This window comes from Nisaea denitrificans DSM 18348 (assembly GCF_000426505.1).
Lineage (GTDB): Bacteria > Pseudomonadota > Alphaproteobacteria > Thalassobaculales > Thalassobaculaceae > Nisaea > Nisaea denitrificans.
The window spans coordinates 96,526-110,655 of sequence record NZ_KE384531.1 but is presented as its reverse complement, the minus strand read 5'-3'; the positions used below and the strand labels follow the sequence as shown (position 1 = coordinate 110,655).

Here is a 14,130-nt window from a genome sequence, read left to right as displayed (position 1 = left end):
CCTAGACCTCCCCCGCCGCGGACCATTCCTTGACCCGGGCCAGATGCTCATAATCGGAATAGCGCGGCGCGTGTTCCGGAGCCGGACGGGAACGGTAGGGCGTCACGGGATCATCGAAAGCCTCAATCAATTTCAGCAGCCCATCCTCTGCTTCCTCGATCAGCTCTTCGAGATTGCCTTTCAGGGGTTTCCGTTCGCCTGCTGGCTCACCCCCACTCAGCCGCCAATATTCCAGCGCACCGATGGCGCCTGCCGGAATTTCCTCGAACCCGTCCATGGCCAGCATCATCGCTTCCAGCGGAAGCTGCGGAGAGAGTCCGGCCCGGACCTGCTTGTCGGTCGGCGGCGCGCCGGTCTTGTAGTCGACAATGACGTAGCTGCCATCCGCCTGCCGCTCGATCCTGTCCGCCTTGCAGGTCAGTTCCACGGGTGCGAGAGGGCCGCGGAGCATGATCTGCCCCTTGCGTTCGGTCCAGATCCGGGAAAGTTCGGCACGGCGCGGGCCATCCATCGTAACAACCCATTCCGCGATCCGCTCGAAGCGCGGCCACCAGAAGGCATGCACCGAGGGGCGGAGCATGGCGGGGGCAAACTGTTCCCGGCCAATCTCCAGCAATCGTTCCAGCGCCTTTGGCGGAAGCTCTTCCGGGAACTCCCGGACGAAAAGATCCAGCGAATCATGGATCATCGTGCCCCGGTCCGCAGCGCCCGGGTCCTCGTCGATCTCATCCAGGCTTTTCAGGCCAAGGATGCGCTTGGCATAGATGGCATAGGGGTCACGCACCCAGGTTTCGATCTCCGTGACGGAGAACCGCCGGGGCCGGACACCGACCGGCGGACAAGGCGCGGGAGGACGAACCGGCTCCAGTTTTTTCGGCGCATCCAGTGCTTGCTGCCAATGCGGATAGGTAGAGACACGCCGCCCAACCTTGTCCTGCAAGCTCAAGGCCCGGAGAACCGTTTCCATGCGCAACCACCAGCGCGAGGCAACAGTCGGCGCACCATCGACGCGCTCGGCCCGCGTCAGCACCACTTCCGGCGCCGATGCAGCCATCTGGAAATCATGCGCCGAGAGGCCAATACGGCGCTCCGGCGACGGCAGGCCGAACTCGGCCCGCATCGGACGGCTCATCCAGGGATCGGCGCCGGGATCGGGCGGCCATGTGCCTTCGTTCAGACCGCCGAGGACCATCAGATCGAATTGCTGCAACCGGCCTTCGAGCGGACCGAGAATAGCGAGGCGCGGGTGCGTGCCGTAACGCGGCCGGTGTACCCGGCCAACCATCAGAGCCTCCAGGAAGGCGCCATAGGACCGGCCCTCTATGGGCGGGAAATCACGCACCGCCTCAACCAGCTCGCCAAGAAAATTAGCCGCATCCTCACCCGCCTCGCCAGCCCAAAGCCTGCGGTCGCCCGCTTCATCTTCCGTTGCCGCCAGCGCTTCAGCCAAGGCGTTATGAGCGGAGAGCAGATCGATCAGGGAAACCGCATCACTGTCCAGCCGCTCCGAAAAATGCCTGACCGATGGCGCCAGCCGGTCAATCCAGCCGAGTGCATCCCGCTGTTCCTCTTCGGGGTATGAAGAGCGCACCGCATTCAGAAGGCCATCAATGCCCGGTGCAGGGCGCGGTCCGCGCAAGACGCTTCGCTCCAATGTGCGGACGCGGCGACGGAAACGCGGCGTTTCCATGCCACCTGCGGCAAGAGGATGTTTCAGGGCAGCGAGCAGCGAAACCGGCGCGCAGGCGCTGGCCGCCATTTCGGCGGTCGCCAGCCAGAAAGTCATGGGACCGGTCGCGGCCAGTGGTTGCCCGGCGGAATCGTCCACCTCAATATCCCAGCGCCGGAGCGCCGACTTCACCCGGCGTGCCAGCACCCGATCTGGCGTCACCAGGGCCGCCGTCCGGGTCTCGTCCTCCAATGCCTCACGCAGCATAAGAGCAATGGTTTCCGCTTCCTCGTGATGGCCGGGACAGGCCAGCATGGAAAGACCGCCGATGCCGCCGGAGAGAAGCTCCGCATGTTCTTCCGGGAGCCGTCGCCAGGCTTCCGTCGTTTCCGCCGGGCGCAGGGTCTCCTGGATCAACCGGCGGCGTGGTGACCGCACCGCACCGGCTCCGGACGACCGCCATTCGCGCACGTCCGACCGGTCGCGACCAAGACTTTTCAAGAGATGAGCCAATCCATGCTGGGCATGGCCCGGGTCCTGCCCGATGGCGGCCCAGGTTACCTCATCCGCATCCCGATCCAGTCCCGGCAACACCACGGCACCGAGTGGCAGATCCAGCACCGCGCCCATGAGGCGTGCGGTGGCCGGAATGCTACCGGTCGATCCGGCGACGATGACCGGGTCCTCCGGCGGCTGTTCCGCCCAGCGGGCCGAAAGCCGGTCGACCAGTGCGGAATGCCGGAGCGGCGCTTCCACCGCCCCTTCCTCCGCCAAGAGAGCCGGCCAGAATTCGGTGGCGATGGACAGAAACTCCAACACTTCCTGCCAGTGCGACGCGTAACGCTCCTTCGCAAGGCCTGCGAGGCCCTGATAGGGCACCTGCTCGGTGTGGACCTGATCGAGGAAGCCCGCGAGTTCGCCTGCCAGCAAAGTCGCATGATCGACGCTAGCGGCCTGAATCGCTGTCCCACTGTCCTTTCGCTCGAGAAAGCGCTGGACCAGCTGGGTCAGCAGTAGCTGACGGCGCAGCCCCGGAATGGCGGGCGGCAGGTCGCCAGCAGCGGCGGCACCATCCAGCCCGCTGAACCCGGCTTCGTCATCGTCGATATCGCCGACCGGCCGGAGCGACGGCAGCAACATCGGACGACCATTGCCGAGACGGAGAAAACTTTCGCGAAGGGTACGGACCGCACGGCGGGTCGGCACCAGGACGGACATCCGGGCGAGAACCATCGGGTCCTCACCGGCCTCCTGCCAAAGCCCCCGCGCCAGGGTGTCGGCGAAACCGTCTGTCGCCTCAATGGCGTAGAGCCCGCCGATGCCCATGCCGTCTCCCTTGTTAGCGAACCTCAGAAGAAAGGCACGTCGGGCACGTGGCCCTGCGCGTAAAATCTCCGCGCCGTCTCCAGGTCATCAATTGTGCTGATATGATACCAGAGCCCGTCATGCAGGGCACCGAAGAGACGCTCCCCCTCCTCGGCCTTGTCATAGAGCAGGTTAAGGGAGAAGGCCCCGTCCGGCGCCCCTTCGAACAGGCGCGGATGCAGGATCGAGGCACCCATATAGGTATAGGGCGCAACCCGCCGCTCTTCACGGCGAGTCAAATTACCCATGGGGCCCATGGTGAAGTCTCCCCGGCCAAGAGAGCCTGACACGCGGGCGGAAGGATGCAACAGCAGCAGCGCATCCATGGTCTTCTCGTGCCAGGCCTCGGCCAGTCTCTCCAGCGTCGGTTTCATCGCATCGACCCAGAGACTGTCGCCATTGATGACGAAAAACGGCTCCGTGCCCAGCAGCGGCAGGGCATTCACAACACCACCCCCGGTATCGAGAAGGCTGTCCTCACGGCTGATGACGATCTCCACATCCGTCCGACCGGCGAGATGCGACTCGATCTGCTCGCCGAGATGGAAAGTATTCACCACCACGCGCTTCACCCCAACCGCGATCAACCGCTCCAGGATGTGATCGATCAAGGCCTTGCCATCAACTTCAGTCAGCGGCTTCGGAACCGTGTCGGTCAGCGGCGCTAACCGTGCGCCTCGCCCGGCCGCAAGTACCATCGCGGTCTCGGGGATCGTCGTCTTTTTCGTCTTCAGTCGGGTCAGCAGCATTGTGTTCGGAACTTCCTCAGGCAGCGCATCCGCCCGGCGGCGGTGTCACGCGATGTGACTCTGGCACGTGTTTTTCGATCCATTCCCGGACGGGCGCAAGAGCCTCGTCGGATAAATTCTCCAGAGTCAGTCTCCAGAGCCGCGGCATATGCACCAGATAGCCGTGGTTGCCGTAAAGTACCGTCTGCCGGGCAAAGATCCCGAATACCTTGAGATGGCGCTGCGCTCCCAGCACCCGATAGGAGCTGAGGAACGCCTGCCGGTCCACGATCTCCGGCATGGCGGCGAAATAACGCTCCATGGTCGATTTGATGACAGGTTCGGAGATGTCCCGGCGGCAATCCTGCAACAGCGACACGAGGTCATAACTGGCGGGGCCGGTCACCGCGTCCTGAAAGTCCAGCAACCCGCAGGCCGCTATGCCGGGTCGGTCCGGGAGCAGCATCATGTTGTCGACATGGTAGTCACGAAGAACAAACACTTCCTCCCCGCAACGGGCAGCAGGCAAGCAGGCACGCAATGCGTCGGCAAAACTCTCACGCGCCGCGTCATCGATCTCAAGTCCGACACCGGGGCGAAGATACCAGTCGACGAACAGCATCGCTTCCTGCAGAAGCTTTTCATCGCTGTAGGCTGGAACCCGCCCCGTGACGCCGTCAACGCCGCGCTTGGCCAGATCAGTCAGCAAATCGGCCGCCAGACCATAGAGAGCATGTTCGTCCTCACCCGCGGCCAGCGCGCGGGTATAGGTGGTGTCACCCAGATCCTCCAGAAGCAGAAAACCCTCCGCTTCATCGGCGGCCAACAGCCGGGGGACGCTGTAACCGAAACCCGAGAGGATTTCTCCGACAGAGACGAACGGCCGGACGTCTTCCTTGTTGGGCGGAGCGTCCATAACGACCGCAGCCCGGCCATCCGTATGTTTCAAGCGGAAATAGCGTCTGAAGGATGCGTCAGCCGCGAGCGGCGCTTCCGTGGCGCCGTCCCACCCGGCCTCTTGCCAGAATGCACGACGCTTCGCCTCTCTCACATCCGTCACATTCATTTCACTCATCTGGTCCCCGCGTGCGTCACTCCGGCTTCGTCACAGGCGGCGACAAAGGCCGCGCGCCATTTGGCCGGAACCCTCGCTGTGACATCGCGCACTTCCGGCCCCGCGGCTTTATCCGCTGCAAAGTCGAAAATCAATTCAATGGCGTCTTTCGGGGCAAAAGAACCGAGACGGTCCGGCCATTCGACAAGACAGATCGTTGTTGCGAAGGCTTCATCCAGCCCCAGCTCAAGAACTTCATCCGGATCGCCGAGCCGGTAGAGATCGGCATGCCAGACCTCAAGCTCTGCACCGTCACGATCGAACGGACCATATTGCTGCACCAGAGTGAAGGTCGGACTTGGCACCTCTTCGTCCGCCCCGATCAGACGACGGATGAAGGCGCGGGCGAATGTCGACTTGCCTGCGCCGAGACCGCCAGAAAGCAGAAAAACACAGCCCGGTGCGGCGAAGCCGGCACAGGCGCGGGCCAGATGCTCTGTTGCCAACTGTCCGTTGAGGACAAGGCGCACCGACTCTGCGCCTGATGTCATAGGACCAGCTCACCTGCCAATTTAGTCGCCTCGTCCGGCGTGGCGGCATGACGCGGCAAGCGGCACTGAATACACAGACCTGCCCCCTCGACCGGCTCCACCGACATGGCCCCGCCATGCAGCTCGACCAGACGCCGGACAAGTGGCAGCGCCAGATCCGGCCCCTGCGCCCTGCCACCCCGATCAGGTCCGGAAAAGGCTTCAAAAATCAGGTTGCGCATTTCGTCCGGCACACCACTGCCCTCATCCATGACAGAAAACAGAATATCGTCGCCCTGTGCGCGTACGGAGAGATTTATGCGCTCCCCTTGCGCCGTAAACTGCAGCGCGCTGGACACCAGATTGAACAGGATTTGCCGCAACCGCCGGTCGTCCGCCTCGATCCCGGACACCGCTTCATCGACATCGACTTCAATCTCAACGCCCTGGCTGCGGGCTCTTTCCTCTATCAGCAATATCGCCGCATCGGCGACCTCACGAACATCAAGCTCCTGCGGATCGAGTGTCAGGTAGCCCGCCTCAATGGAGGCAAGATCAATAATATTGCCGATCAATGACGAGAGCCGGCCCGAAGAATCTAGAATGGCTTTCAGATATTCCCGCTGCTTCTCGGTGACATCGCCGACATAGCCATCGTTGAGCATCTCGGCAAATCCGATGATCGCATTCAGCGGCGTGCGCAGCTCATAAGAAACATTCGCGATGAACTCGCTCTTCAGCCGGTCCGCCGTTTCCAGCGCCTCGTTCCGATCCTGCAAGGCACGCTGCACATTCAGGGTATCAGTCACGTCCAGGAAATTGACCAACGTCGCGCCATCGGGCAACGGGACGAAAGAATATTCAAGGGCGGTTCCATCTGGGCGCTCGGTGCGGCCATGCTCGGACACCCGGTCGGCAAACCGGGCAGAGAATTCCTGTTTGTAGTCGTCCCAATCACGCTCCTCCAGAGGCGGAAAAAGAGGCCGCATGGCATCAAGGACTTCCGACACATGAAGAGACTGATCCCGGAAATCCGGGTCGAGATCCCACATACTGAGGAAAATCGGATTGGACAGCGTCATGCGCCCGTCCGCCCCGAACACGACAACACCTTCGGCAAGGTTGTCGATGGTCTCGCGCTGCACCTCGTTCAAGGTGTTGTAGTTCCGCTCCAGGGCGAGCCGATCGGTCACATCTTCGAAGGTCAGGAACAGCCCCCCGAAAGGGTGCGGCATCACCACCATGCGCAATGTCCGATCGTCCGGCAGGAAGAAGAAATCCTCCATCGGATCGATCAGGCGCGTGAAGAGCCCGTTCCAGTGGTCCCTGTATGCCCGGAAATCCGATTGCTCCGGCAGCCGGCGCAACTCGCGCAGCAATTCAAGAAACTCCGTGATGGTCGGGTCGGCGTCGAGCTGCGCCGGATCGACTTGCCAAAGTTCCGCGAAAGCGCTGTTAAAGAATTTCAGCCGCTTGTCCGGGCCGAAAATCGCGATCGCCGTGGACAGTCCCTCAAGCACGTCTTCATGCGCTGCGATATGCCGCGCGATCTCGGCCTGCGACTCTTCCAGAGACGTTACATCAATGGCCCAGCCGACAGTCCCGCGCACATCCGGGCTCGGTGCTTCGGTCACCTCGAACAGCCGGCGTTCGCCGTCAACCACGATAAACCGGCTTTCCGAATAGGGCGCCCCAAGCCGGCGGGCGCGCCGCGAGGTATCCCGCGCCGATTCTGAATCCAGATCGATGATATCCGCCGCGATATTCGCAAAGCGGATGTGCAGGTTTTCGTCGCGCCGCCAGAATGGAGTGGTCTGCAGATTGATCGAGGCGAGCAAATCCTCGTTCCGGCGCCTTCTGCTGCGCGCTTCTTCTTCTGCGGCCGCGCGGCTCTGCACTTCCTCGGAGATATCAACCATCGCCAGAGCCGCCCGGGGGGACGCGCCCGTGCCAACTTCCACCGGAATGCCCGAAACCTTGAGAGCGCGCGATCCGTTGCGGATCCCCGCAACGAATGAAAAGGCTTTCCCCTCAGCCATCAATGCGCGGACCGCCGACCCCAGTGTGACTCCCGCACCTTCGGCGAGATAGCCGGCGATATCATCGATGGTCTGAAGCCGTTCAGCGTCGGCGCGCAGCAACGTGCAGACGGACGGGCTGACATAGCGCAGTACAGACTCGTCACCCGACATATTGTCCGTGATCAGTCCGATCACTCCGACATATGGCATCTGGAGCGCAGCATCACGTCCGTCCAGCGCAGCGGCAAGGGCATCGCGCTCCGCGCGCAAGGCTTTGAATCGGCCAAGGTACAAAAACTGGATAGCGCCCAGTGCGACAGCAGAGGCAAGCGCAAATGCGAGAACCACTGCTGTGAACGGGTTTGAAGAAATGCCTCGAGCGAGGCTGTTCATGCCCTCAACAGGTTCCGCATACGCGGCCGGAATGAAAGCGGCCAGACAAAAGGCCGACAAGGACAGGGCGTAACAACGGATCGCATAACTTCTCATGCGCGTGAGACTACGCGTCCGGCAAAGTCCGCTCAAGGAAAGACGCTCCGCGCTTACCGGTTGTTCCCAAAAAGAAAACCGTAAATCGTCTGATCCAGACTGGCCACGGCGACACCGGCTTCTTCCAGAGCCTCCATAAGTCCATCATTTGCGTCCCGTACCGACGCCTCCGTAGCGCCATCCAGCAGCACAACCCATTCAGGGGTCTGTCCCGGCGGCACCGGTTTCCCCTGAGCAACCAGGCCGGCGTTACTGACATCGATGTTGTTCTCGGCAAGGCAGCCACCAAGCATGTTCAGGCGCTTGCCCAGCTCAGGCAGAACCGTTGTCTTGAGAGTTTCGCGCAATCGGTCGCGCACGCCTTGGTCAGGGAAAAACCGGGTTACTCCCAGCCAGCCGGAAAACCCATGGGTCTGATCGACAGTGATATCGGCTGTCAGCCGGTCGAACTTGGTGAAGCCTGCCATGACCTTCTGGCTCCACTCGCTCTGCACAGCGAGCCGGGCCATATAATCAGGATCTGACAGATCCTGCACCGTACCGGTCTCGTAGCTGGCGAAATACTTCACCCGGGCATCGGCATCCGCCGCGACATAGCGCCGGGCACGATGGAAACCCGGCATCCAGACGCGCTCGTCGATATGCTCGCGATTGTACCACTCGTTGTATTCGTCTTCGTCCTCCGGCGCGACCTCGGTGAAGGTCATCAGCATGCCGGTTCCATACAACCCCATAAGTCCTCCTGACTCCTGTTGTTCAGAGTCCCATTTTCAGACTACGTGCGATTTCGGTGACCACATCCCAGCCTTCGCGGACATGACGCTGCTCGGTGTTCGTCTGCCCGATGGAAAAGCGGATGGCCGCCCGCCCCCGAACCTTGTTCTGGGTCAGATAGATCCGCCCATCGTCATTGATCCGCTCCAGCAAGGCCGCGTTGAGACGATCAAGCACCTCCGGCTCGTCAACGCCGGCCGGGTGATAGCGGAAATTGATCAGTGCCAGAGAGCGCGGCGCCACGATTTCAAAATCCGGCTCGGCCTCTATCCATTCCTCAAGCTCCGCTGCGAGATCGATATGTTTGCGGATGATTTTGCGCAAGCCCTCGGCGCCATAGGACCGGATCACCATCCAGAGCTTCAACGCCCGGAACCGGCGACCAAGCGGCACGCTCCAGTCCCGGTAATCGATAACCGCGCCCTGCTCCCTGCTCTTCAGGAATTCCGGCAGGATCGAAAGTGTGCGGATCAGCGCATCGGGATCGCGCACGAAATGAGCCGAGCAATCGAAATTCGTCAGCATCCATTTGTGCGGATTGAAGACGATGCTGTCGGCATATTCGATACCGTCCAGCATCCAGCGCTGCTCCGGCAGCAGCCACGCCGTCCCGGCCCAGGCAGCATCCACATGCAGGAAAATGCCATGCCGCTCGCAGATCTCGCCAATGGCTCGCAGCGGATCGACAGCGCCGACGCCGGTGGCGCCGATGGACGCAACGACACATGCAGGGACGCATCCGGCTGCGATATCAGCCTTGATCCGTTCCTCCAGCACCTCCGGACGCAGGGCAAAATCCTCGTCAACGTCGATCAGCCGAAGGTTTTCCCGACCGAGACCGATAATCTTCACATTCTTCTCAGTCGCGGAATGGGTCTGATTGGAAGTGTAGACGGTCAGTACCGGCTGTTTGCCGAGCCCCTGCTCGTTCGCTTTCCAACTCGTAACCTTTTCCCGTGCCGTCAGCAGGGCGCAGAGGATCGCCCCGGAAGCAGAATCCTGGATCACGCCGGTCAAACCCTGCGGCAATCCCGTCATCTGCCGGAGCCAGTCCAGCACCCTGGTTTCCATTTCGGTCGCCGCCGGGCTTGTCTGCCACAGCATGCATTGCGCGCCGAGGGTTGCCGTCAGCATTTCAGCCAGTACGGAAGGTGGCGAGCTATTGGCAGGAAAATACGCGAAAAAGCGCGGGTGCTGCCAATGGGTAATGCCCGGCATCACGTCCGATTTGAAATCCTCGAAGATCCGCTCCATCGGCTCGCCCGCTTCCGGCGGTGTCTCGGGTAGCTTTGATGCGATCTCGCCCGGCGCTGATTGCGCGCGCACCGGATATTCCTCCACCGCGTCCATGTAGTCGGCCATCCAGTCGACAAGGTCGTGCGCATGACGGCGAAAATCTTCAGGAGACATGAGACATCCAGGAATCAGGATCAAGCGAAGTCAGACTAGACCGACGAGCTTTCCGGCGCCAGTAGCGCTCCCCGCACAGGTATTGCCGAATACACGACGCGATATAGGGTGCAATTAACTAAAAAAATTAATCGAATTTTAAGAAAATCGCTCCATATACGAAATTCGAGATTCCAGATTTAGCCAGCTACCCGCCTCCCCTGCTGTCCGCATCACGGTAGCGCCTGCTGATCACTTGCTGGCCGGTTTCAGGCATCAATCAAGGCTTCAGAATGGAGCCGGAAAAGCGTTCGCACCATGATCCTGGGTCATTATCGAGCCGATCATAAATACCGACGCGATCACAAGCATGCCGGCAATCGGGCGGAGGGCCTCCTCGCCTACTGGCACGCCAGTTGCGAGGGTGACGGCATCCCGGACCGGAATGCATTCGAACCTCAAGCTCTCCGTAAATGGCTGGGTTTCATCAGCGTTTATAAATATGTCGAAGAGCTCGACGATTTCGTGAATGCGCTCGAGGGCACCCTGATCTCGCAAATCACCGGGCAGGACTGGACCGGAAAGCTCGCCTCAGATGTCGACAACGAGTTCGGCTCGACATTTCACTATGAATTGTGCGAGGTCCGTAGATCAAGAAGCCCCTTGATGGACCATGTGAAGATCTATCAGAAAGACTACAAATCCGCGACCAGACTGCTGCTACCCATCGCCGACAAAGGCAGCCAAGAAGTGGATCAGGTCTTCCTTGGACTGTTTCCGGACTGGTCATGACAGGCCGCTGAAGCCAACTCCCCGTCTCAGCCATTCCTCCCGGACATCAAGGTCGTTCTCGTCTTCAGACAGCTCTTTTGCCAAATCTGAAAACCGCTCCGCAGGCAGCAGCCGCGACAACGCCCAGACAGCCATGGCGCGGACAATCGCGGACGGGTCCGTCAAAAGCGCCCCAATCATCGGCACAAGAAGCTCATCGCCGCTATTGCCGCAGGCGATCAGCACATTGCGCAGAAACCTGTCCCGGCCGATCCGCTTGACCGGCGATCCCCTGAACCGCTCCCGGAAAGCCGCATCGTCAAGGCCGAGGAAGCCAGCCAGTGGCGGCAGGGTCAGGTCATCCCGCGCGGCGAAGGCGGCTTCGGCGGATTGTTCGGCGAACTTGTTCCAGGGACAGACGGAAAGGCAATCGTCACAGCCATAAATCCGGTTGCCCATCGGCACCCGGAATTCCTCCGCTATATGGCCTTTATGCTCGATGGTCAGATAGGAGATGCAGCGCCGTGCATCGAGGGCATAGGGACGCGGGAAGGCGTCGGTCGGGCAGATATCGAGACAGCGGGTGCAGTTGCCGCAATGGTCGATCTCCGGTGCATCCGGCGCCAGCTCCATATCGGTGAAGACTTCGCCAAGAAAGATCCATGAGCCGTGCTCGCGGGAGACCAGATTGGTGTGTTTGCCTTGCCAGCCAAGTCCGGAGCCGGCGGCGAGCGGCTTTTCCAGCACCGGCGCCGTATCGACGAACACCTTCACCTGACAGCCGAACTCGGCAACCATCCATCGGGCCAGCCGCTTCAGGCGTTTCTTGATCAGGTCGTGGTAATCCTTGTTCCGGGCATAGACGGAAATATTGGCCCGATCCGCGGCGTCGAGATTGGCCATCGGATCGTGGTCCGGGCCGTAATTCTGGGTCAGCACGATAACGGACCGGGCGTCTGCCCAGATCCCTTTAGGGGCAATCCGGCGCTCCACATGGGCTTCCATCCAGCCCATGTCGCCATGCTCGCCATTATCGACGAATTCACGCAGCCGATCCTGCTCCCGCGTGCCGATATCGGCAGCGGTGATACCGGCGGCGGAAAACCCGATCGCCGCCGCTTCCTGCCTGATCCGCTGTTCCGGCTGCATAAGCCCTTTCCGTCCGGAGACCTTACTTAGAGGCGCTCGATATCGCCCTCCGCCTGCTGAGCCCGGAAGGCCGCAGCATGGGCCGACAGAGTGCCGGTCTCGATCGCGCCGCGCAATCCGGCCATCACTTCCTGGAAGTAAGAGAGGTTATGCCAGGTCAGCAACATCAGCCCGAGCACCTCGCCGGTTCTGAAAAGATGATGCAGATAGGCCCGGCTGTAACTGCTGCAGCACGGGCAGGAGCAACCCGGGTCAAGCGGGCGCGGGTCGTCCGCATGGCGGGCATTGCGGATATTGACCGTGCCGCGCCGGGTAAACGCTTGGCCCGTGCGCCCGCATCGGGTCGGCAGCACGCAGTCGAACATATCGATGCCGCGCTCCACCGCGCCGACCAGATCGTCCGGCTTGCCGACGCCCATCAGGTAGCGCGGCTTGTCGGCCACCATGGACGGCGTGGTGAAATCGAGGGTCGAGAACATCATCTCCTGCCCCTCGCCCACAGCCAGACCGCCGACCGCGTAGCCGTCGAAACCGATCTTGGTCAGCGCCTCGATGGATTCATGCCGCAGATCCTCGAACACGCTGCCTTGCACGATACCGAACAGGCCGTAGCCGTCACGGTCGACAAAGGCATCGCGGGAGCGCTGCGCCCAACGCATGGAAAGCCGCATGGACTCGGCGGCTTCCTTCTTCTCCACCGGGTAGGGCGTGCATTCGTCGAAGCACATCGTGATGTTGGAATCGAGCTGATGCTGGATCTTGATCGAGCTTTCCGGGGTCAGCTCGTGGGAGCTGCCGTCGACATGGCTCTGAAAGGTCACGCCCTGTTCGGTGATCTTCCGCAGTTTGGAGAGTGACATCACCTGGAAGCCGCCGGAATCCGTCAGGATCGGGCCGTCCCAGTTCATGAACTTGTGCAACCCGCCCAGCTTCTCCACCCGTTCCGCGCCGGGACGTAGCATCAGGTGATAGGTGTTTCCGAGCAGGATTTCCGCTCCGGTAGCCTTCACCGATTCCGGCATCATGCATTTTACCGTCGCCGCCGTGCCGACCGGCATGAACGCAGGCGTCTCGATGCTGCCATGCGCCGTGGTCAGGCGGCCGCGTCGGGCGGCGCCGTCGGTGTTGATCAGTTCGTAGCCAAGGGTCATGTCACGTTATCCGCACGTTCGAGCAGGCAGGCATCGCCATAGGAGAAGAAGCGATAGCCTTCCCGCTTGGCATGTTCATAGGCGGCGAGCATGCGCTCGCGTCCGACCAGAGCCGAGACCAGCATCAGCAAGGTCGATTTCGGCAAATGGAAGTTTGTCAGCAGCATATCGACGGCCTTGAAGCGATAGCCCGGCGTGATGAACAACCCGGTCTCGCCGGAGAAAGCCGGCACGGTTCCATCTTCCAGTACCGCGCTTTCCAGAAGGCGCAAGCTCGTGGTGCCGACGGCGACCACCCGGCCACCTGTGGCCCGAACCCGGTTGATCTTCTCCGCCATCTCCTGGCTGATTTCACCCCATTCGAGGTGCATCTTGTGATCGTCCGTATCCTCTGCCTTAACCGGCATGAAGGTGCCGGCGCCCACATGCAGGGTCAGCTCGGCACGCTCGACACCAGCCGCATCGATCTCGGCCAGCAAACGGTCGGTGAAATGCAGTCCGGCGGTCGGCGCCGCAACGGCACCGTCACGGGCAGCGAACATGGTCTGGTAGGAGGTCGCGTCATCGAGCGCCTCTTCCTTGCCGCGCTTTATATAGGGCGGCAGGGGCATCCGGCCGACCCGCTTTAGAGTCTCGATCAGGGCGGCGCCGGTTTCCGGGAAACCGAGGATGACTTCGCCGCCATCGCGCTTCTCGCGGACTTCCGCTTCGAGTTCGCCCTCGAAGAGAATGATATCGCCGACACGGCATCGTTTCGCAGGGCGTACGAAAGCAGCCCAGGATCCATCGGCTTCCGCCTTGTGCAGCGTCGCCTCGATCTTTCCCTCGCCCCGGCGCCCGGTCAGCCGGGCCGGGATCACGCGGGTGTTGTTGTAGACGAGAATATCGCCCGGGCGCAGCAGACCGGGAAAATCCGAGATGGAGCGATCCGCCAGCCCCGCCCCGGTCAGGTCGAGAAGCCGCGCGCTGTCGCGCGGCTCCGCCGGTTCCGTGGCAATAAAGTGTTGGGGCAGTTCGTAGTCGAACAGATCGACGTGCAT

11 protein-coding genes are annotated in these 14,130 nt (G+C 61.5%); 1 reads left to right on the top strand and 10 read right to left on the bottom strand.

Annotated features, from left to right (window positions below):
• Window position 1 precedes the first annotated feature (1 nt).
• The 7 genes from addB to K328_RS0117480 all read right to left on the bottom strand — a co-directional run bounded on the left by addB (window position 2) and on the right by K328_RS0117480 (window position 10,040).
• Complete coding sequence (gene addB / locus K328_RS0117510) at window positions 2–2,995, bottom strand: double-strand break repair protein AddB (protein WP_028467078.1); 2,994 nt, start codon at window positions 2,993–2,995, stop codon at window positions 2–4.
• A gap of 23 nt (window positions 2,996–3,018) precedes the next feature.
• Window positions 3,019–3,783, bottom strand: coding sequence for a nucleotidyltransferase family protein (locus K328_RS0117505; RefSeq protein ID WP_028467077.1), 765 nt, complete (start codon window positions 3,781–3,783; stop codon window positions 3,019–3,021).
• Between the two features lie 16 nt (window positions 3,784–3,799).
• Window positions 3,800–4,837 carry an aminoglycoside phosphotransferase family protein gene (locus K328_RS0117500; RefSeq protein ID WP_028467076.1) on the bottom strand — a complete coding sequence of 346 codons (1,038 nt, stop codon included), beginning with the start codon at window positions 4,835–4,837 and terminating at the stop codon, window positions 3,800–3,802.
• The gene (gene tsaE, locus K328_RS24670) at window positions 4,834–5,367 is read right to left on the bottom strand and encodes a tRNA (adenosine(37)-N6)-threonylcarbamoyltransferase complex ATPase subunit type 1 TsaE (RefSeq protein WP_051285052.1); all 534 of its coding nucleotides are present in this window, start codon (window positions 5,365–5,367) and stop codon (window positions 4,834–4,836) included. Before tsaE ends, K328_RS0117500 begins: the two co-directional genes overlap by 4 nt.
• Entirely contained in the window at window positions 5,364–7,760 is a 2,397-nt protein-coding gene (locus K328_RS25990) for a sensor histidine kinase (protein WP_169721226.1), read from the bottom strand. The genes tsaE and K328_RS25990 overlap by 4 nt, the downstream gene beginning before the upstream one ends.
• Before the next feature lie 149 nt (window positions 7,761–7,909).
• Window positions 7,910–8,590 carry a DUF4286 family protein gene (locus tag K328_RS25985; RefSeq protein WP_051285048.1) on the bottom strand — a complete coding sequence of 227 codons (681 nt, stop codon included), beginning with the start codon at window positions 8,588–8,590 and terminating at the stop codon, window positions 7,910–7,912.
• A gap of 22 nt (window positions 8,591–8,612) precedes the next feature.
• On the bottom strand, window positions 8,613–10,040 hold the full coding sequence (locus tag K328_RS0117480; RefSeq protein ID WP_028467075.1) for a pyridoxal phosphate-dependent decarboxylase family protein: 1,428 nt from the start codon (window positions 10,038–10,040) through the stop codon (window positions 8,613–8,615).
• Window positions 10,041–10,337: 297 nt separating this feature from the next.
• On the opposite strand from K328_RS0117480, the gene K328_RS0117475 reads away from it, so the two are divergent.
• A complete protein-coding gene (locus K328_RS0117475; protein ID WP_028467074.1) occupies window positions 10,338–10,811 on the top strand; it encodes a PAS domain-containing protein in 474 nt (157 codons plus the stop codon).
• On the opposite strand, the gene queG is transcribed toward K328_RS0117475, so the two are convergent.
• From queG to queA, 3 genes are read right to left on the bottom strand one after another with little or no spacing between them, the layout of a single operon-like run.
• On the bottom strand, window positions 10,806–11,939 hold the full coding sequence (queG, locus tag K328_RS24655) for a tRNA epoxyqueuosine(34) reductase QueG (RefSeq protein WP_036554851.1): 1,134 nt from the start codon (window positions 11,937–11,939) through the stop codon (window positions 10,806–10,808). The two genes, K328_RS0117475 and queG, sit on opposite strands and share 6 nt — an antisense overlap.
• A 26-nt stretch (window positions 11,940–11,965) precedes the next feature.
• Complete coding sequence (gene tgt, locus K328_RS0117465) at window positions 11,966–13,090, bottom strand: tRNA guanosine(34) transglycosylase Tgt (protein ID WP_028467073.1); 1,125 nt, start codon at window positions 13,088–13,090, stop codon at window positions 11,966–11,968.
• Window positions 13,087–14,130: a tRNA preQ1(34) S-adenosylmethionine ribosyltransferase-isomerase QueA gene (gene queA, locus K328_RS0117460; RefSeq protein ID WP_028467072.1), complete on the bottom strand. Its 1,044-nt coding sequence runs from the start codon at window positions 14,128–14,130 to the stop codon at window positions 13,087–13,089. Before queA ends, tgt begins: the two co-directional genes overlap by 4 nt.